Here is an 18,185-nt window from a genome sequence, read left to right as displayed (position 1 = left end):
GAACTTAGCTGTTATCTGCAAAGGTTAGGCGTCACTCGGCTTTGCTGGCAGTCGCACAAATACACACAGCCCGCCCAGATCCGAGGCCTTCGCCCAGATGTCCCCCCCATGTAAGTTTACCGTGCGCTTGGCAATGCTTAGCCCTAGGCCAACGCCTCCTTGGGTGCGGTCGCGGGCTTCATCGGTGCGATAGAAGGGGGTGAATAGTTTCTCCAGTGCTTCTTGAGGTACACCGGGGCCGGAATCGTTAATTTGAATACACCACTGATCGGCTTGAGCCTGCAGAGACACCACTATTTTCCCATCAGCGGGCGTGTGGCGAAAGGCGTTAGTGAGTATGTTTTCAAAAACCCCAAGGAGTGTATTGCTGCGAGTTTGTACCAGCGCCTCGTCGGGCAACGAGGTCACAGAGAGTTGAATGTGTTTGTCGTTGGCTAGCGGTGCCAGCTCTTCAATGAGGGCGGTCAGCAGCCCGCACAAATCGATGGTGTCTTCTAAGGGCCACTGTTCTTGGGCATTGATCGGCAGCGATAGAATATCGCTGATGATGTTATTGAGGTATTCGGCCGCCTGCTGAGCCTTGGCGATGTGCTCGGCACTTTGTTCGTGGGATTGTTGTTGTGCAAGGCCGAGCGCCGATTGTAGGCGCATGAGCGGCGAACGCAGTTCGTGGGATACATCTTTAATTAGCCGTTGTTGGGTGGCCATGGCTTGTTGGAGTTGTTCGGCCATTTGATCAAATGCCAGCGCCAAACCGCTCATCTCATCGCGTCGCCCTTTCAGTTCGGGCGCAACGCGGGTTGTGAAATCGCCGCCCGCTAATCGTTGAGTGGCAGCGCGCAGTACTTCAGCGGGGCGCGCTAAGTAGCGCCCCAATAGGTAGCTCACCGTACCGCTCACCAAGACTGAAATTAATAGTATGGGCCAGAGATTAATTAAAAATAACTTCAGCAAGAGGTTGGGTTCGTCTTCTTGAGACGCGACCACCATGCGGATAATTTGGCCATCCTCCAGCTGAATCAAGCGCCCGAAGTAGGGTTTGCCGCGAATTTCTGTGCGCAGAAAAGGACGCCGTTGATTTAAATCGCGAATCAGTTGTTCTACCGGCTCCGGTAGCCTGCGGCCCAGCAGGTCGTTGCCGCGCGGATTGACCACGAATACAGAGCGCAGCGCCCAGGGGGGAATGGTCTGCAGACGACTGACAAACTCTCGCTCAGTTGAATTTACCGCATCGCGGGTGGCGAAATGCAGCAGCCGCATGGCGTGAGGATCTTGATTGAAAAAGGGCGCGCGCGCGGGTCTGGGAAAGCCGCTGGGTTCAAATTTATGAATGACTAAGGCGGTGCCTAAAATGATTAAAATGGTGGTGAGCCAGAACCCTAAAAACACTTTCCAAAATAACCGAATCACTGGGCTTGCTCCTGGGTGAGCATATAGCCGGCGCCGCGGATATTAATGATGAGGTCTTTATCGCCACCGGCCTGATGTATTTTTTTGCGGACGTTACTCACGTGTACATCGATGGAGCGATCATAGGCAGTGAGCTTGCGGCCCAATGCTTGTTCAGTGAGTGTGTCCTTTGAGAGCACCTCGCCAGCGGCGGCCATGAGGAGCGATAACACGGTGTATTCGGCGCCAGTGAGCTCAAGTTTTTCGTTGCCATAAAAGCCGGTGCGATTGCCGGCGTGCAGCTGCAGTGCGCCCACTTGCAGCGATTTGCTTGCCGGTTGCGGGCTTTCCGAGCGTCGCAAGATGGCTTTGATGCGCGCGAGCAGTTCACGTGGGTTGCAGGGCTTGGCCAAATAGTCATCGGCGCCCAATTCCAGCCCTAAGATGCGGTCTACCGGATCGCCTTTGGCGGTAAGCATCAATACCGGTGTGGCGTCTTGTTCGCGCAATTGTTTGAGCAGGTCCATGCCGTTAAGCTCGGGCATCATGACATCCAAAACGATCAACGAAAACGACCGTTCGCGCAGTAGCGCGGCGGCGTCGCGGCCGTTGTGGCGGCAGGTGACGCCAAAGCCTTCGGTGCCTAGATAGCTGGCCAACAAGTCGCAGAGTTCTCGATCGTCGTCTACCAACAGTAGGGAGTGCATGCGGTTGTCCATGGGTCTGATGATTAGGTGAGGCCCTATTGTGCCGGCTGCGCCGCAAAACGGGCAGGGGGGCTTACGATTCTTAACAGTAGTTTACCGGCCTTTGCGGCCCTTTACCCCTCGTTACAACCCGTTCGCCTAGGATGACGATGCGTTAACCCACTGAAGCAACGGAGAATACTATGATGAACACCCCTCGCACGATTGGCGCACTGGCTCTAGCAACTCTGCTCGGCAGCATGAGCCTACCGAGTCTCGCCCACAAACCCGATTGCGAACACCCGCCGTTCGCGAATGGTGATGTTATGTACGGCAAGCGTTTGCATCACGCTTTGGAACAATTGGACATAACGGAGACACAGCGTGCAGAAATGACAGCCCTGCACGAATCGCAACGCGAGGCCATGCGCAGTGAGCGAACGGAATTGCACCAATTGAAAAAGGACTTTCGAATGTTGGCGGAGGCCGGCGCTAGCGACGCAGAGTTAACGGCCAAGGCTGAGGAAATTGCCGCGCGAATCAGTGATCACATGTTGGTAAAAACACGCCATCTGCAATCGATAAAAGCTTTGCTAACGCCAGAGCAGCGTGCGCAGATGGACGCTTTGCAGCAAGCGCGTGAGGCGCGTCGGTCACCTCATCAGTTGCAGCGAACAGAGGGGTAATGTGGCACGAGAAAAGGGGCAACGTTCAGTGCTCCCTTTTCTCTTCTTTGTTGTGAGGGCGCTGGCAACCAACAAATCGGTTACTGTCAGCGCTCCCTCGTTGGGCTACTCTTGGATTTTGACCACATCGCCGACAAGTGCAGCACCCGCCATAACAGCCCCGGCGCCGCATTTGAAGCTGTCGTTGCTGGAGCTCAGATTGCCCTTGTAGTTGGATTTGATATTAATCACCGCGTTGCCACCTTCCTTAATGGCGCGCTGTTTGAGAGCAAGTAGCGCGGATAGAAATACCCACTGGCACGCTTTTTTGTCAGATTTACCAAAAGCATTGGTTTTCTTGTTGGTTTTAAACTCGCCAAAGTTTTCGACCACCGATGGGTGGGGTTGGTCACCAAAGTAGAATTTGATGTCACTCCCCAAAGAAGACTTAATTTTCTCTACCGATAGCGCCTCATCGATCGAGTAAGATTGTACGGTATCGCGGGCAAAGCTGTGGCTGGAAATCATCAGTGGAATAAGCGCTAGGGCCATTAGTTTTTTCATGTTCACTCCAGTCTGAAATCAAGTGTCAATTCAGTTTAAATTTTAATGCGCAAGCTGCGGCAGGCTTAAATCGCGATTCGTATAATAGTGTATTCAGCTTCTAATTGAATGTGCTTATTGACACATTTTTCACCGATAATTTCCATTCATCTGATGCAGTAAATGTCTGCAAATTTCTGCGTTCTGGCGGCATTGCATACTCGAAGCGGCAGCTGCAAAAGGCGGGGTGTGCCCCTCAAATGGCGTTGCCTACTATAGGTTTTTAAATGAATTGATAATAAAAAAGGCGACATTAAGTCGCCTTTTTGATCACATGGGCGGTTAATCCGCTTCCTTGCTATCCGGCGCCAATTTGCGGGCGATTTTGGCGGGCGCGAAGCCGTCGCCGATGTTGGGCACATCTTTGGGCTGGCGGCGCTTGCCGATATTTTTCTGATCGCGGTCGCGCACTTTTACCTTGGAGTCTTTGGCTTTCTTTTTCGCCGCGCGCTCTTGGGCCGCTTTTTTGTCGGCTTTTTTCGGGCCGGCGGCTTTGCCTGAGGCTTTGACTTTTTCGGGGCCGTTGTAGCGAGATTCGAAGCCGGGAATGGCAATAATCTCAAAGCGCGTGTTCAGGTAGCGCTCTACGCCGGCCTTCAGATTCCACTCTTGCGGGGTGATAAAACTGATGGCGTGGCCGTCGGCACCGGCGCGGCCGGTGCGGCCAATGCGGTGGGTGTAGTCGTCGCCGTTGCGGGCCATGTCGTAATTGATCACCAGCTCAATGCCGCCGATGTCGATGCCACGCGCGGCCACATCGGTAGCCACCAGTACTTTCACATGGCCTTTACGCATTAACTCCATGACTTTATTGCGATCGTCTTGGGTCATGTCGCCGTGTACAGCGCCAGTTTTGATTTCCTGTGCACGCAGGTATTGGCATAGGTGATCGGCTTGCACGCGGGTGTTGGTAAACACCAGCGCCTGTTCAAAGTCGCGGGTTTTTAGTAGCTGCGTAATGGCTTTTTGCTTGTGATTTTGTCCGTCGCTCAAGATCACTTGTTGCAAAATGTTGGCTTGAGTTTGGCGACCCGTGGAGAGGCTAATGCGCTCTGGTTCGCGAGTGAGCTGGCCGGCCAAGGTGCCGACACCGGCGTGTGACAGGGTGGCGGAAAACAACCAAGTGCGGCGCTCGGTGCCGAGCTTGGCGGCGATGGCCACCATGTCGTCGTGAAAGCCCATGTCGAGCATGCGATCGGCTTCGTCTAGCACCAACACTTGCAAATCGTCCATGGCGGGCAGGTTGCGGTTGAAGTGCTCGAGCAGCCGGCCGGGAGTGGCGATGAGGATTTCTGGGTTTTTACGCAGCTGAGCCGCTTGAAATTTGTAGTCGTCGCCGCCGCTCACGATACCCACCTTCAGGTGGGTAAATTTCAGCATTTGCTTGGTTTCTTTGAGCAGTTGCTTGGCCAGCTCGCGGGTGGGGGCCATGATCAGCGCCAAGGTGCCCGCGGTGCGGGGTATTTCGGCGGTGAGTAGCTGCTGTACCAGCGGCAGTAAAAAGGACAGGGTTTTGCCGCTTCCCGTTTCCGACATTACCAGCAGATCTTTGCCGCTCATGGCCACGGGCATTACCGCCGCTTGTACCTCGGTGGGCTCGGTGATGGTCTGAGCTTCCAGCGCTTTGATCAGTCTGGGGTCTAGGCCTAATTGGCTAAACACGGCAATTCCTCTGGCTTTAATGAAACGGGGCGCGAGTATACCTGAATGACTGGGGCCATGCGCCAGTCATATCAGTCGCGTTTGTCATTGAATTGTAGTTCGGCTAAGCGGCGATAGAGAGGCGATGTTTCGAGCAACTGAGCATGTTTGCCCACGGCCACAATGCGGCCCTGATCGAGCACCACGATGCGGTGTGCGTGCAGCACGGTGGCGAGCCGGTGCGCGATGATGAGCGTGGTGCGGCCCTGCATCAGGTGATCTAGCGCGTCTTGGACCTTGCGCTCACTCTCGGTGTCGAGGGCGCTGGTGGCTTCATCGAGCAGCAAAATGTCGGGATCTTTAAGAATGGCGCGGGCGATGGCGATGCGTTGGCGCTGGCCGCCGGATAGGCGTACGCCCTGTTCGCCGAGGTTGCTGGCGTAACCCTGGGGCAGTTGCTGGATAAATTCGTGGGCGTGGGCGGCGCGGCTGGCGGCCACGATCTCCGCCTCGGTTGCGTCCGGCTTGCCGTAGCCGATGTTGTATAGAACATCGGCAGTAAACAGCGCCGGTTGTTGCGGCACCAGTGCCATCTGGCTGCGCAGTGCCTCTGGGTCCAGTTGTTGTAGCGGGGTGTCGCCCAAGGCAATCTCGCCGGTTTGGGGGTCGTAAAAGCGCAATAGCAATTCAAACAGGGTGGATTTGCCGGCGCCAGAGGGGCCCACCAATGCGACGATTTCGCCGGCGCCAATGGTGAGATCGATGTCTTCAAGTGCTTTTTGCTCAGGCCGTGACGGGTAGCTAAAGCTGACATTGCGCAGGGCAATGGGTTTTGGGCCAGAGGCCAGTGGGGCTGCGTTGGCGGGTGGGGTGATCAGCGAGGGGGCGTTTAGCAGCTCTAACAGGCGCTCGGTGGCACCGGCCGCGCGCTGAAGATCGCCGTACACCTCTGAAATTGTGGCGACTGCAGAGGCCACCATCACCGCATAAAACACAAAGGCACCTAGCTCACCGCCGGTCATGCGGCCTTCAATGACGTCCATGCCGCCCACCCACAGCATGGTGGCCAGTGCGCCAAACACCATCAATATGACGGCGGCAATCAATACAGAGCGCTGCTTGATGCGGGCCTTGGCCACGTCAAAGGCGCGCTCCACTTCACGCTTAAAGGCCACTTGTTCGGCTTTTTCTCGGGTGAAGCTCTGCACCGTTTTTATTTGCCGAATGATTTCGCCGGCATAGGTGCCCACGTCGGCAATGGAATCTTGGCTTTGGCGCGACAGGTTGCGCACGCGGCGACCGAAAAACAGCAGTGGCACGATCACCAATGGCACGCACAGCATGACCATGGCGGTGAGTTTTAAATTGGTAATGAGCAATAAAATCAGCGCGCCGGTAAAGGTGAGCGAGGAGCGCAGGGCCATAGACAGCGACGAGCCAATAATGGTTTGCAGGAGCGTGGTGTCGGTGGTGAGTCGCGACATGATCTCGCCACTCTTGTTGGTTTCGAAAAAGCTGGGGTGCAGTGCTACCAAGTGATTGAACACCGCCGCACGCATGTCAGCCGTCACCCGCTCGCCCAACCAAGACACCAGGTAAAAACGGGCAAAGGTGCCCGTGGCGATGAGCGCGGTGATGATGAAAATGAACCCCACGGCCTGATTGAGCTGTGCCGCCGAGGCCGATACAAAGCCCTGGTCGATCAGCATCTTGACGCCTTGGCCCAAGAGTAGGGTGGTGCCTGCGGTGAACACCAGCGCAAAGGCTGCGCCCATTAACACGCCGCCGTAGGGTTTTAGAAAGGGCCACAGTGACACCAAAATGCGCAGGTCTTTGGGGGTTGTTTTGGTTGGGTCTTGGTCGGCTTGCAGCGCATCGTCGGTGCGGGTCATGGGGCGTCCTTGTGGGTGGCTAATCGGCCGGTGATTGCGCGATATAGGGGCCTAGCAGTGTATCAAAGCAGGCGTCGATGGCCGCTTCAGTGCGCAACGTTTTGACGCTATCAAAGAATACTTGCGCGCCGGGGTAGTGGCGCTTTAGGTGTGCAAGCCACTGTTTTAACCGGTTGCCCAAATATTTTTTTGGGAACAGTGGCTTGCTGACCTCATAGTGTTCGCGCACCAATTGGGCGACCGCCAACCATGAGAGCGGGATATAGTCTTCGCCCGCTAGGCTCGCTTTAATCTGGCGCGCCAAATCCGGGCAAGACAACAAGCCCCTCCCAATCATCACATCGCTGCAGCCGCTCTCTGATCGGGCGCGGTGATAATCGGCCACCGTCCAAATGTCGCCGTTGACCACCACTGGCATATCGACCGCGCTGTTGATGTGGCCCACGCAATCCCAGTAGGCGGGAGGGCGATAGCCGTCGGCCTTGCTGCGTGCATGCACGGTGAGCCGATTGGCCCCGGCTTCCGCGGCGGCGTGGGCAATGTCTAAGTAGGGGCTGCGATCGAGGTAACCCAAGCGCACCTTGGCCGTGACGGGTGTGGTCTGCGGCACCAGATCGCGAGTGGCTTTGATCACGTCATACACGCGCTCGGGTGTTTGTAACAGGCAGGCGCCGCCGTCGTGTTTGTTGACGGTTTTTGCGGGGCAGCCAAAGTTGATGTCTACCGCGGCGGCGCCCAATTGCGCGGCCTTGCGCCCATTGCGGGCCACCCACTCGGGTTTGCCGCCCAGCAATTGCACTGCCACTGGCGTGCCTGCGGGCGTGCGCGATACATCGACAACGGATAACAGTTCGGGGCACAGGCGTGCAAACACCTTGCGGGGCAGGGTTTGATCGGTGACGCGCACAAATTCCGTGACGCAGCTATCGATGCCGCCGAGGCGGGTCAACAGGTTTCGCAACGGATAGTCCACAACGCCTTCCATGGGGGCGAGTGCTATTTGTGGCATGGAGGTTCCTGGCAAAGTGAGTCAAGGGCGCGCATCTTAACTAAACTGGCCCTAGGTTGAGTGATATTTCCACCAATTGACCAGCAAAAGTGCTATTTTGCCGGTGATTTGGTTTCCCATGTTACTGAATTTTGTAGATTTTCCTGAAATTTGCTTTCATATGCGCGTCCCGGCCCGTGTCCGGAGCGGGTATCAATGCGGAGAAACACACATGCAGCAGGAAATTGTCCAACAGGGCATAGATTTAATGGTGTTTGGTATGGGCACGGTGGTCGTGTTCTTGACCACGCTGGTTATTGTGACGGTAGCTATGTCGGGCGTGATGTCGCGCTTCTTTCCAGAGTCTGAAAAGCCGTTAACACCCTCTACGCCGTCGGGCAGCGCCGTTGACGCGCGCACCTTGGCGGTCATCAAGGCGGCCATTGCGAAGCACCGCAAGCGCTAGACATCCACTGCATAACGACTTGGCAGCGCAGCGCGCCGAGTCACCGTAAATGAAGAACACATAAGGGTTATTCCATGACAGCTAACAACAAAAAGCTCGGTATTACCGATGTGGTGTTGCGCGACGCACACCAATCGCTGTTCGCCACACGCATGCGCTTAGATGACATGCTCCCCATAGCGGAAAAGCTCGACAAGGTGGGCTTCTGGTCGCTTGAGTCTTGGGGTGGGGCAACCTTTGATGCCTGTATTCGCTATCTGGGCGAAGATCCATGGGACCGTATCCGCCAGTTAAAAAAGGCCATGCCAAACACGCCACAGCAAATGTTGTTTCGCGGTCAGAATATTTTGGGCTATCGCCACTATGCCGATGATGTGGTGCAGAAATTTGTTGAGCGAGCTGCACACAATGGCATCGACGTGTTCCGGGTTTTTGATGCCATGAATGATGTGCGCAACCTGGAGACGGCACTTAAAGCCGTGAACAATGTGGGCAAACACGCGCAGGGCACGATTTCCTACACCGTGAGCCCCGTACACACCATGGACATGTGGGTGAACATGGGGCGGAAACTGGAGGACATGGGTGCCGACTCCATAGCAATTAAAGACATGGCCGGTTTACTGCGCCCTTATGAAGGCTACGAATTGGTTAAACAGCTAAAAGCGGCCTGCGACATACCTGTGCAATTGCATTGCCACGCCACCACCGGCCTTTCGACTGCAACCATATTGAAGTGTGTGGAAGCCGGCATCGACAATGTGGATACCGCCATTTCATCCATGTCCATGACCTATGGCCACAGCCCAACCGAGGCCATCGTCGCCATTATGGAAGGCACCGAACGCGACACGGGCCTGGATATTAACTTGCTTGAAGACATCGCCAATTACTTTCGCGAGGTGCGCAAAAAGTACGCGAAATTTGAGGGCTCGTTGCGCGGAGTCGACAGCCGAATTTTGGTGGCGCAGGTGCCCGGTGGCATGTTGACCAACATGGAAAGCCAGCTGAAGGATCAAGGCGCAACTGATAAGTTTGATGCCGTGCTGGCAGAAATTCCCAGGGTGCGCGAAGACCTAGGTTTTATTCCACTAGTGACGCCAACCTCTCAAATTGTGGGGACTCAGGCGGTGTTGAACGTGCTGACCGGCGAGCGCTATAAATCCATCTCGAAAGAAACCCAGGGCGTGCTCAAAGGTGAATACGGGGCTACACCAGCACCGGTCAACGCCGAGTTACAACAGCGCGTGCTCGATGGCGCTGAAGCCATTACCTGTCGTCCGGCAGATTTGATTGATCCAGAAATGGATAAACTGGTGAACGAACTGCGCGAAGTGGCTAACGCCAAAGGCATCGCCTTAACGAAGGGCGAGGGCGAAATTGACGACGTGCTCACCTACGCGCTGTTCACGCAAATCGGTTTGAAGTTTTTAGAAAATCGCGGCAATTCTGACGCCTTTGAACCGACACCAACGGGCAAGGCCAGTGAGCCGGTGAAAAACGGCGCCGGTGATGAAGTGTATACCGTTACCGTCGAGGGTCAGCAGTATACGGTGACCGTGTCGGATGGCGGTGACTTAACCGGTGTTGCACCTGTCGGTTCAACGTCCACTGCTCCCACAGGCGCCGTTGCGCCTAGCGGTGGTGAGCCGGTAGCTGCGCCCTTGGCAGGCAATATTTTTCGGGTACTGGTTAAACCCGGTCAGCAGGTGCAAGAGGGGCAGGCCATCCTAGTGCTAGAAGCCATGAAAATGGAAACCGAGGTCAGCGCACCGAAAGCCGGTGTGGTGGGTGATATCGCGGTCAAAGAGGGCGACTCCGTTGCCGTTGGCGATACCTTGTTGAATTTAGCCTAGGAGTCATCATGGACGCATTGTTAGTGTTGTGGCACGACTCGGGCATTTACCACATGCAGCCGGGTCAGCTGGTCATGATTTTGGTGGGCATGGTGCTGTTGTTTTTGGCCATCCGCAAAGGCTTCGAGCCGCTGCTCTTGGTACCCATTGGGTTTGGCGGCATCCTCGCCAATATCCCGGGTGCTGGGCTCGCCATGTCCGCTGTGGAAAACGCCGTGTATTTTGCCAAGCCAGAAGTCATGGCCGCGCTCGCGCACGTACTGGGTGTGGTGTATGAGTCGCCCGCGCAGCTGATGGAGGCATACCATCATGCCAGTGCCGCAGCCCACGTGGCGGCGGTGCAAGTGGCCATGGATTTCAATTATGTTGATGGCATGTTGTACCAGTTCTACAACGTAGCCATTGCCAGCGGTGTGGCGCCGCTATTAATTTTTATGGGCGTGGGCGCCATGACGGACTTTGGGCCGTTGCTGGCTAATCCGCGCACGCTGTTTTTAGGCGCTGCAGCGCAGTTTGGCATCTTTGCGACGGTCTTGGGCGCCGTTGGGTTGTCGGCGCTTGGGGTCATGGATTTCAGCATCAAAGAAGCGGCGGCCATTGGCATTATTGGTGGCGCGGATGGCCCGACCGCCATCTACGTCACCAGCATTCTTGCGCCTGATCTGCTGGGTGCCATTGCCGTGGCAGCCTATTCTTATATGGCACTGGTGCCGCTGATTCAGCCACCCATTATGCGCGCGCTAACCACACCGGAAGAACGCAAAATTAAAATGACCCAACTGCGGGCGGTTTCGCGTCGGGAAAAAATTGTCTTTCCGATATTGCTGGTGGTTCTCGTGGCCTTAGTGCTGCCGTCTGCTGCACCGCTGTTGGGTATGTTTTGCCTCGGTAATTTAATGCGTGAGTGCGGCGTGGTTGAGCGCTTAAGTGACACGGCCCAAAATGCCTTGATCAACATCGTGACCATCTTTTTGGGTTTGTCGGTGGGATCAAAACTTGCCGCTGATAAATTTCTGGACCCTAAGACCTTGGGCATATTGATTTTGGGGATAGTGGCGTTTTGTATTGGCACTGCCGCGGGGGTGTTGATGGCTAAGCTGATGAACCGGTTTAGCAAGATGCCCATCAATCCATTGATTGGGTCGGCAGGGGTTTCTGCAGTGCCCATGGCTGCGCGGGTATCCAACAAGTTAGGTTTGGAGGCCAACCCTCAAAACTTTTTGTTGATGCACGCCATGGGGCCCAATGTGGCTGGCGTCATCGGCTCAGCCGTTGCTGCAGGCGTTATGATTTCGATGGTATCCGGTTTGTAAGTGCGCATCGAGGTGCTTGCCCAATAAAAAAGGCCTGCAAATGCAGGCCTTTTTCTTTTGCGGGTGCGTTCAGTGATCTTCGCGAGCGAAGGCCAGAGAAAAAGCCTTTGGCCCCACATTCACTGCAGCAGTGGCGGACATCATGGAGAGCATGGTTTTAACGCCGCGTTGCTTCGCGAACTGGCGAAAGGCTACGAGATCAGGATTGTGTTGAATATCTTCTAGCAAGCCCCCGTAACTCATAACGATAGTGTCGGTAGCTAAGCCAGAGAGAATGGAACTCTTGGCGTGATCAAACAATTCCTTCAAGGCATTGTTGTAGCCTTTGGCTTTTTTAAATGCCTGCGTTTCGCCCTTGTGTAGCTCGATAACCGGGTTGATGCCAAAGGCTTCGGCTAATTTGTAGGATAACCAGCTAATTTTGTGGTCGCCTTTGCGTAAATGGCGACGCTCACGCATATAGGAGAGGTCGAAGGGCACAATGTAGCCATACACTTTATCTCGCAGGGTATTAATTCGAGCGATGGCTTTTGCCTGTGCTTCGCGCTTTTCGTGAATTAACTTGGCGAATTCACACACCAATACCGCGTGGCCACTGAACATGGAATAGCTATCGAGCATGCGGATGCGAAAGGGCGTTTCCCGTTTGGATTTATCGCGAAATTTTGGCTCGTTAATCATTGCGGCTTCGGTTACGCGATTGTATACCTGGCTCTTGCGGCTATTGATGGTAATGACATTGACGCGGTCGTACTTGGGTAAAAACGCCGTCTCGAAAATTTGGCTGACGTCGGCAACAGACAGCGGCTCAGATTGCGCTGCGCCAAATCGCTCGCGTGTGTGGCCTTTGTAAAACGCTTTCATGGCGTCGGGATTGCGAACATCGTGAAAGGTGCCGTCCGCATGGTTGATGTAAATGGGCAGAATTTCAATGCCGTGTTTGCAGATGAACTCAGGTGTCAAATCACAGCTTGAATCGACGGCGATGCCGATGCGGTGCGTGCTGGTGTTTTCGTGTCGCGGGCGGATATTAAGTTGCGTTTCCATACTAGCCTCCTATTCCTTCAGATGTTGCTACTATAGGCTGGCCGCCGTAGTCGCGGTATCAGCGCAAGGACTCAGGTTTTGACGGTTGGAAGCAGTAGGTTTTGTAGGATTTGGCTGACAGCGGTGTCGCATAATTCCTTACGCGGCTTCGAAGCACACCTCTAGCGCCGCATTGCCACAGGGCACTTTGATTTCTTGGATGAATACTGGGCCCTTGGCGGAATGTACAACCTTGTGATTAAGGCCGAACACGGTGGTGGGGCGGGTCAGGTTGAGATCGATACCCAACTCCACAAGTTTTGGTTTGGCGGCGCCAGTGACCATATTGGTGAGTTCTCCCACTAGGTCGCAGACCTCGGCGTCGATTTGGGTGTGCTTTTCACCTAGCATGCGACTAAAAATCTCAAAAATGAGTTCCTGCGAAAAGCTGACCGCCATGCTGCCTTTTACGCCTTTACTATCGAGTTCAATGATGCCGGTAACGATGCCGAGCGCTTTTTGCGACCGCTTTACACCGCGCACACCGGCGGTTGCTTCCATTTGGGCCATAGTCAGTAATACTTGTTGCAAGGCTTGGTAAAAGGGAAGCAATAGGGTGTCATTCATGAAATAGCGCACCAATACAGCACAAAGAGAGTGTTCAGTATAGTAACCAACCCACAGGCTTTTAGTATTCATATGATGAATTATTTAGAACTTAATGTTATTAATAACCGTAAGTGATATTACTTGGATGGAGAGTTGAGAATGAGCAATTTGCTGACTTCGGCGCGTATTTTACTGAATGCCGCATATATGGCGGTTTTAGTAGCCAGTGTGCCTGCGATGGCCGATGCCCCAAAAAATGCCGCTGTACAGGTGGTGCCGGTGCAAGACGGGATATACATGTTGGCCGGTGCCGGTGGAAATATTGGCTTGTCAGTGGGGAAAGATGGCGCATTTTTGGTGGATGATCAATTTGCTCCCGTTAGCAAAGACATTTTGGCCGCTATTGCCACAGTGTCTGAACAACCCGTGAAGTTCCTGATCAACACCCACTGGCATTACGATCACACGGGTGGTAACGAAAATTTTGGTAAGCAGAATGCAATCATTGTGGCCCACAAAAATGTGCGTACGCGGTTGGCGGCGGGGGGCGTTATAGAGGCTTTCAAAAAAGAAGTGCCGCCTGCGCCTGAAGTGGCTTTGCCTGTTATTACCTTTGAGCAGGCCATTACCTTTCATTTTAATGGCGAAACTATTGATGTAACCCATCCGGCCCCAGCACATACAGATGGCGACGCAATCATCTATTTTAACAACGCCAATGTGGTACATATGGGGGATACGTTTTTTAATGGGTTTTACCCATTTATCGATGCTAGCAGTGGCGGCAATATGTTAGGGGTTATCGAGGCGGTTGCAGCAGTACTCGCACGAATTGATGACCAAACTAAAGTCATACCCGGGCACGGTAGGTTGAGCAATAAGCAAGAGCTCAAAGAATATCACGCCATGCTTAACGCTGTGCACGCTAAAGTGGCACCGCTTAAAAAGGCGGGAAAAAGTGTCGCAGAGGTGGTTGCGCTTAAGCCAACGGCCGCGTTTGATGGCAAGTGGGGTAAAGGGTTTCTGACTCCGGACCAATGGGTTGCCATTATTTATGAGGCTATTTAATGAAAATAATTGAAGCAAAAACGGCGCCTAACGCGCGCCGTGTGAGAATGTTTTTGGCTGAAAAAAACCTGCTGAATACGGTAACGTTTGAGCAGGTTGATATTCAGGCGGGTGCCAATTTATCGCCCGAATATAGAAAGAAAAACATTACCACCAAGGTGCCGGTGCTCGAGCTTGATGGCGGAGAATGTATCGGTGAGTCTGTGGCTATCTGTCGATATTTTGAGGCGCTAAATCCCGAGCCCTCGCTAATGGGGAAAACCCCTTTCGAGCAAGCCTCTATTGAAATGTGGCAGCGGCGTGCCGAGTTTCATTTGATGTTGCCAGTGGGCATGTGCTTTCAACATACCACGGGCTATTTCAAAGACCGGATGCTGCCTGTGCCGGCCTACGGTGAAGAGTGTGGTAGAGAGGCGTTGCGGTTTATGGGGTTGCTCGATGAGCATTTGGCGACGAGTCAATTTTTAGCGGGCGAGTCATTTTCTATTGCGGACATTACGGCCTTGTGTGCCATTGACTTTGCGCGGGTGGTGAAACTGCGCATGGCCGATGAGTGGGTGCATCTGAAGCGCTGGCACGGCGACGTGTCCGCTCGCCCCAGTGCGGCCGTGTAGTCTAGTTTGACTAGTTTAACTAAAGTTCAGTTAATTTAAATTAGTAGAATTGGTGGTGTGAGCACTACTGCGCGTCGGTGCTGGCGTGCAGCGATTGCAGTGTGTTGAGCGAACTTTCTCGAAGCGCTTGCAGGTCTGCTGGCATGTCATCAAGTACGCGCGACAACAGGTTGTTTAGGTGCTTTAGTTGTGCGTCGACTTGATCGTACATCACGCTGGTTTCCAACAGTTGATCAAGATCTTCAGGCGATGTGCTTTCCACGACTCCAGTGAGCCAGGTCTCATGCTCTTCTTGCATAATGCCTGCGCGCACAATGGACATGGCCAATCGACCTAGCATAGAGGCGATTGAGCGGTTCAGTGGATGTTTTGTTTGTGCAATGAGTTGGCGGGCCAAGGTGCGCATGGTTTCAAACTTGGGTTGCATTGCCTTGTGGCGCTCTAGCAGTAGTGGAGCGCTTGCCTGTTCAGGCGCTGAGCCGTTGGGTTTGTCATTGGCTTTGTTATTGCGAAAGAGTGTGGCAGTAGCCTTGTATACCTGCTCAAAGTGCAATTTATCGTTGAGTTTTAGTGCCGATAAAATCATGCGGTGGGTGTAATCACCGTATTGTTTGTAAGCGTGGAAAGCCGTGACCATATCGTCGGCGATGGCAATGATTTGTGATGCGCGACTCAAAGAGTCGCCAAATTTTTGGCTTGGGTAGCCCGTGCCGTCAGTGCGTTCGTGGTGGTCCAGCACAGCATTCCCTACCTCCTTGGGCAAGTCGGGTACAGAGTCCAAAAATCGTTTGGCGACGATGGGATGAGCCATTAGGCAATGCCATTCTTCAGCAGAAAAATTATGGGTTTTATTGGCTAGGTGGGGCGGCAGATATAGAAACCCGCAGTCGTGCAGCAGTGCCGCCATAAATACGACGCGTTGCTCCTTTTGGTCTAATTTCATTTGTCGAGCAATAGCCAATGCTGCGAGTGCTGTAAATACGCTGTTGTTATAGATTGCGGGTAATCGGATAGCCAGCACGGTAATGTTTTGCTTTAGCAGCGGAAATTTATTGTAGTAGCTGCACATGGATTTGAGTGCCGCGTCAAACATTTCATTGTTTAGTGCCTTGTGCAGAGTGGGCACCGAGGCTCTCATGCGCTTCATAAATTTAAACAGTTGATTTGGCCCGTAGGTTTTTTCTAATTGAATACATTGTTCTATGGGTTTGACGAGCCGATGTTTGACGATCATTTGAGCTCTGCGCTCGGTAAGATTTTCTCCTTTTTTGAGCAGTACAGTGCCATCCTCATCGCGAATGTCTTCGCTGAGGACCACATTTTGGGTTTCGTTGAGATCGGAAAGGTGTTGGCAAAAGATAGGGTTGCCGTCTTCTTCGCTCGCTGCTTTATCGGTGTTGCGGGTCAGCAGCGGGTGAGTGGCATCGATCATGATGTAATACTTCCTTGGTGTGACTGGCGCCTGCAAGGAAGTGTAGCAGGGCATTTTAACCCTGCCCGATACAAGGTTTTACGTGGGCAGCACTTGGGAGTTTTTGATGGTTTGTAGGCTGAAGGTGGAAACAATGTTTTTGACGCCAGGAAACTTCAATATGCGTCGCATGCTGATATCGGCAAAGTCGTCGATGTTGCGGGCCACCACCCGCAATAGAAAGTCATAGTCACCGCTGGTGGCGTAACACTCCATAATGTGACCTTCGGCAGCCACCGCCTCTAGGAAGGCCTCTGTGTCTTGCTCTGAACGTTGATCCAGGGTGACTTGAACAAACGCCGTGACGTCTAGCCCGAGTTTGCGTTGGTCAACGATGGCGGCATAACCGCTGATAACGCCAGCCTCTTCGAGTTGCTTAACGCGGCGAAAACAGGGGGACTCAGACAGCCCCACCTTTTGAGACAGCTCCACATTGCTGGCGCGGCCATTTTGCTGGAGTAGGCGAAGAATTTGTCTTTCGCTTTCGCTAAATTTCATGGTGAATCCCTGCAGCTATTCAAGTACCAGTGCAGGAATATATCAGAAGTGCTGTTTTGTTGGGTGAAATACCGCCCTTGCTGGCTAGCTGGCATGGGCGGTTTGCTGGAAAGAGCGTACTTAGAAGGACATTGAGCCGGCGCGATAATCTTTGATATGTACGTCGAAACTGCCGTCAGTATGGATGTGTTTAATGAAATAGCCTGGATCGAGCGTGCCGCGCGGTATGTCGGTTAGGTCTAAGGCCTTAAGCGGGCAGGGCTGCTTATTTTCGTCGCGCACTCGAATGATTTTGGGGAGGTGTTGCGCGCCTTTGTTTTTAGCTAGCACGATGCCAATCATGCCATTTTCCAATTCAACGATGCTGCCGGGTGGATAGAGCCCGATAAACTGGATGAACTCCAAGGTCAGGCTCTCGTCGAACTGCTTGCCGCGATTTTCGTACAGAATTTTCATGGCCTCGGTAATCGGCCTCGCGTCGCTATAGCAGCGGTTGCTTGTGATGGCGTCGTAACAGTCCACGATGGATACGATTTTGGCGTAGTCAGAGATGTCTTCACCCGACAAGTGGCGTGGATAGCCGGCGCCGTCCATGCGCTCGTGGTGGGCGTGAGCGGCGTCGATCACCTCTTTGGGGATCTCAGGTGTTTGCTGCAATAGATTGCGCCCGTGCACGACGTGAGTAGAAATGGCGCGAAACTCTTTGTCTGTGAGCTTGCCGGGTTTGTTGAGGATCGCTGATGGCACGCGCATCTTGCCGACATCGTGCAATAGGCCTGCGATGCCAATGGTATACAGCTCCTCTTCTGTTAGTCTCAGGTGGCGCCCAAAGGCAATGGCCAATATGGAGACGCTTAAGCAGTGTTCAGCCGTGTACTCATCTCGGTCGCGGATTTTGGACATCCAGAGCAGGGCATCGGGATTGCGCAAAATACTCTCAACACAAAAGTTAACGGCTTCTTTCGCTGAGGGTAAGTCGATGGCGTGGCCTTTGGCGGCACCCTCGAGAATCGACTTGGTGGTAGCTCGGCCCTGCTCATAAATCGCACGCGCCTGTTCATGCTCTTCCTCTGCGCTAAGGCTGGCCTTGTAGGCGCTGTCTTTGCGATCGAGAGCGCTGTCTTCTGGCCCTAACTCTAGGGGGATGACCACGTCTTCCTGTACTTCGATGTGGACGTAAATGCAGTACTTTTTGAGTTCGTCAATTTGCTGCTGAAATTCGAGCTTGAAACCTTGCAGCATGAAAGGGGTGTTGAGCCAGCCACAGTCTACGTCGGCCACATACATGCCGATGGCCAAGTCCTCCACATAGCACTTGCGAGTTTTCAGCTTTTTGACGGAGAAAGACTTGAGGGGAGGATTGGTCATGAATCGGCTAACGTCCTTGATACTTTCGTCTC

Annotated in this window: 17 protein-coding genes; 6 read left to right on the top strand and 11 right to left on the bottom strand. The window is 53.7% G+C overall.

Going from position 1 to position 18,185, the window contains the following annotated elements; translation table 11 throughout:
- Positions 1-24: 24 nt before the first annotated feature.
- Both FHS30_RS08765 and FHS30_RS08760 read right to left on the bottom strand, forming a co-directional pair.
- Entirely contained in the window at positions 25-1,410 is a 1,386-nt protein-coding gene (locus tag FHS30_RS08765; protein ID WP_183910064.1) for an ATP-binding protein, read from the bottom strand.
- Positions 1,407-2,096, bottom strand: a complete 690-nt coding sequence (locus FHS30_RS08760; RefSeq protein ID WP_183910063.1) for a response regulator transcription factor — start codon at positions 2,094-2,096, stop codon at positions 1,407-1,409. The genes FHS30_RS08765 and FHS30_RS08760 overlap by 4 nt, the downstream gene beginning before the upstream one ends.
- Positions 2,097-2,278: 182 nt before the next feature.
- On the opposite strand from FHS30_RS08760, the gene FHS30_RS08755 reads away from it, so the two are divergent.
- Positions 2,279-2,761, top strand: a complete 483-nt coding sequence (locus FHS30_RS08755) for a Spy/CpxP family protein refolding chaperone (RefSeq protein WP_183910062.1) — start codon at positions 2,279-2,281, stop codon at positions 2,759-2,761.
- Between the two features lie 105 nt (positions 2,762-2,866).
- Here FHS30_RS08755 and FHS30_RS08750 read toward each other — a convergent pair whose 3' ends face one another.
- The 4 genes from FHS30_RS08750 to FHS30_RS08735 all read right to left on the bottom strand — a co-directional run bounded on the left by FHS30_RS08750 (position 2,867) and on the right by FHS30_RS08735 (position 7,885).
- Entirely contained in the window at positions 2,867-3,304 is a 438-nt protein-coding gene (locus FHS30_RS08750; RefSeq protein WP_183910061.1) for a hypothetical protein, read from the bottom strand.
- A gap of 321 nt (positions 3,305-3,625) precedes the next feature.
- Complete coding sequence (locus FHS30_RS08745; protein ID WP_183910060.1) at positions 3,626-5,005, bottom strand: DEAD/DEAH box helicase; 1,380 nt, start codon at positions 5,003-5,005, stop codon at positions 3,626-3,628.
- A 71-nt stretch (positions 5,006-5,076) separates the two neighbouring features.
- On the bottom strand, positions 5,077-6,876 hold the full coding sequence (locus tag FHS30_RS08740; RefSeq protein WP_183910059.1) for an ABC transporter transmembrane domain-containing protein: 1,800 nt from the start codon (positions 6,874-6,876) through the stop codon (positions 5,077-5,079).
- 19 nt (positions 6,877-6,895) lie between these two features.
- Positions 6,896-7,885, bottom strand: a complete 990-nt coding sequence (locus FHS30_RS08735; protein WP_246341225.1) for a tRNA dihydrouridine synthase — start codon at positions 7,883-7,885, stop codon at positions 6,896-6,898.
- A gap of 211 nt (positions 7,886-8,096) precedes the next feature.
- On the opposite strand from FHS30_RS08735, the gene FHS30_RS08730 reads away from it, so the two are divergent.
- From FHS30_RS08730 to FHS30_RS08720, 3 genes are all read left to right on the top strand, one after another.
- Positions 8,097-8,330, top strand: coding sequence for an OadG family protein (locus tag FHS30_RS08730; protein ID WP_183910058.1), 234 nt, complete (start codon positions 8,097-8,099; stop codon positions 8,328-8,330).
- A 74-nt stretch (positions 8,331-8,404) separates the two neighbouring features.
- Complete coding sequence (gene oadA / locus FHS30_RS08725; protein ID WP_183910057.1) at positions 8,405-10,186, top strand: sodium-extruding oxaloacetate decarboxylase subunit alpha; 1,782 nt, start codon at positions 8,405-8,407, stop codon at positions 10,184-10,186.
- Between the two features lie 8 nt (positions 10,187-10,194).
- Positions 10,195-11,499, top strand: a complete 1,305-nt coding sequence (locus tag FHS30_RS08720) for a sodium ion-translocating decarboxylase subunit beta (RefSeq protein WP_183910056.1) — start codon at positions 10,195-10,197, stop codon at positions 11,497-11,499.
- A gap of 69 nt (positions 11,500-11,568) precedes the next feature.
- On the opposite strand, the gene FHS30_RS08715 is transcribed toward FHS30_RS08720, so the two are convergent.
- The gene (locus tag FHS30_RS08715; protein WP_183910055.1) at positions 11,569-12,546 is read right to left on the bottom strand and encodes a DegV family protein; all 978 of its coding nucleotides are present in this window, start codon (positions 12,544-12,546) and stop codon (positions 11,569-11,571) included.
- A 138-nt stretch (positions 12,547-12,684) separates the two neighbouring features.
- Positions 12,685-13,152 carry a chemotaxis protein CheX gene (locus FHS30_RS08710; protein WP_183910054.1) on the bottom strand — a complete coding sequence of 156 codons (468 nt, stop codon included), beginning with the start codon at positions 13,150-13,152 and terminating at the stop codon, positions 12,685-12,687.
- Positions 13,153-13,293: 141 nt separating this feature from the next.
- Between FHS30_RS08710 and FHS30_RS08705 the strand changes: the two genes are divergently transcribed.
- Positions 13,294-14,202 carry an MBL fold metallo-hydrolase gene (locus FHS30_RS08705; protein ID WP_246341224.1) on the top strand — a complete coding sequence of 303 codons (909 nt, stop codon included), beginning with the start codon at positions 13,294-13,296 and terminating at the stop codon, positions 14,200-14,202.
- Positions 14,202-14,816 (top strand): glutathione S-transferase family protein, encoded by a 615-nt coding sequence (locus FHS30_RS08700; protein ID WP_183910053.1) that lies wholly within the window; start codon positions 14,202-14,204, stop codon positions 14,814-14,816. The genes FHS30_RS08705 and FHS30_RS08700 overlap by 1 nt, the downstream gene beginning before the upstream one ends.
- 64 nt (positions 14,817-14,880) lie before the next feature.
- Here the strand turns inward: FHS30_RS08700 and FHS30_RS08695 are convergent, their stop codons facing one another.
- From FHS30_RS08695 to FHS30_RS08685, 3 genes are all read right to left on the bottom strand, one after another.
- Positions 14,881-16,248: an HD-GYP domain-containing protein gene (locus FHS30_RS08695; RefSeq protein ID WP_183910052.1), complete on the bottom strand. Its 1,368-nt coding sequence runs from the start codon at positions 16,246-16,248 to the stop codon at positions 14,881-14,883.
- 78 nt (positions 16,249-16,326) lie between these two features.
- A complete protein-coding gene (locus FHS30_RS08690; RefSeq protein ID WP_183910051.1) occupies positions 16,327-16,785 on the bottom strand; it encodes an Lrp/AsnC family transcriptional regulator in 459 nt (152 codons plus the stop codon).
- A gap of 120 nt (positions 16,786-16,905) precedes the next feature.
- Complete coding sequence (locus FHS30_RS08685; RefSeq protein WP_183910050.1) at positions 16,906-18,153, bottom strand: HD-GYP domain-containing protein; 1,248 nt, start codon at positions 18,151-18,153, stop codon at positions 16,906-16,908.
- Positions 18,154-18,185: the final 32 nt, after the last annotated feature.

It is taken from the genome of Simiduia aestuariiviva, from assembly GCF_014192475.1.
Classification (GTDB): Bacteria; Pseudomonadota; Gammaproteobacteria; order Pseudomonadales; family Cellvibrionaceae; genus Simiduia; species Simiduia aestuariiviva.
The sequence above is the reverse complement of the archived record's forward strand: the minus strand, read 5'-3'. Positions and strand labels throughout refer to the sequence as shown.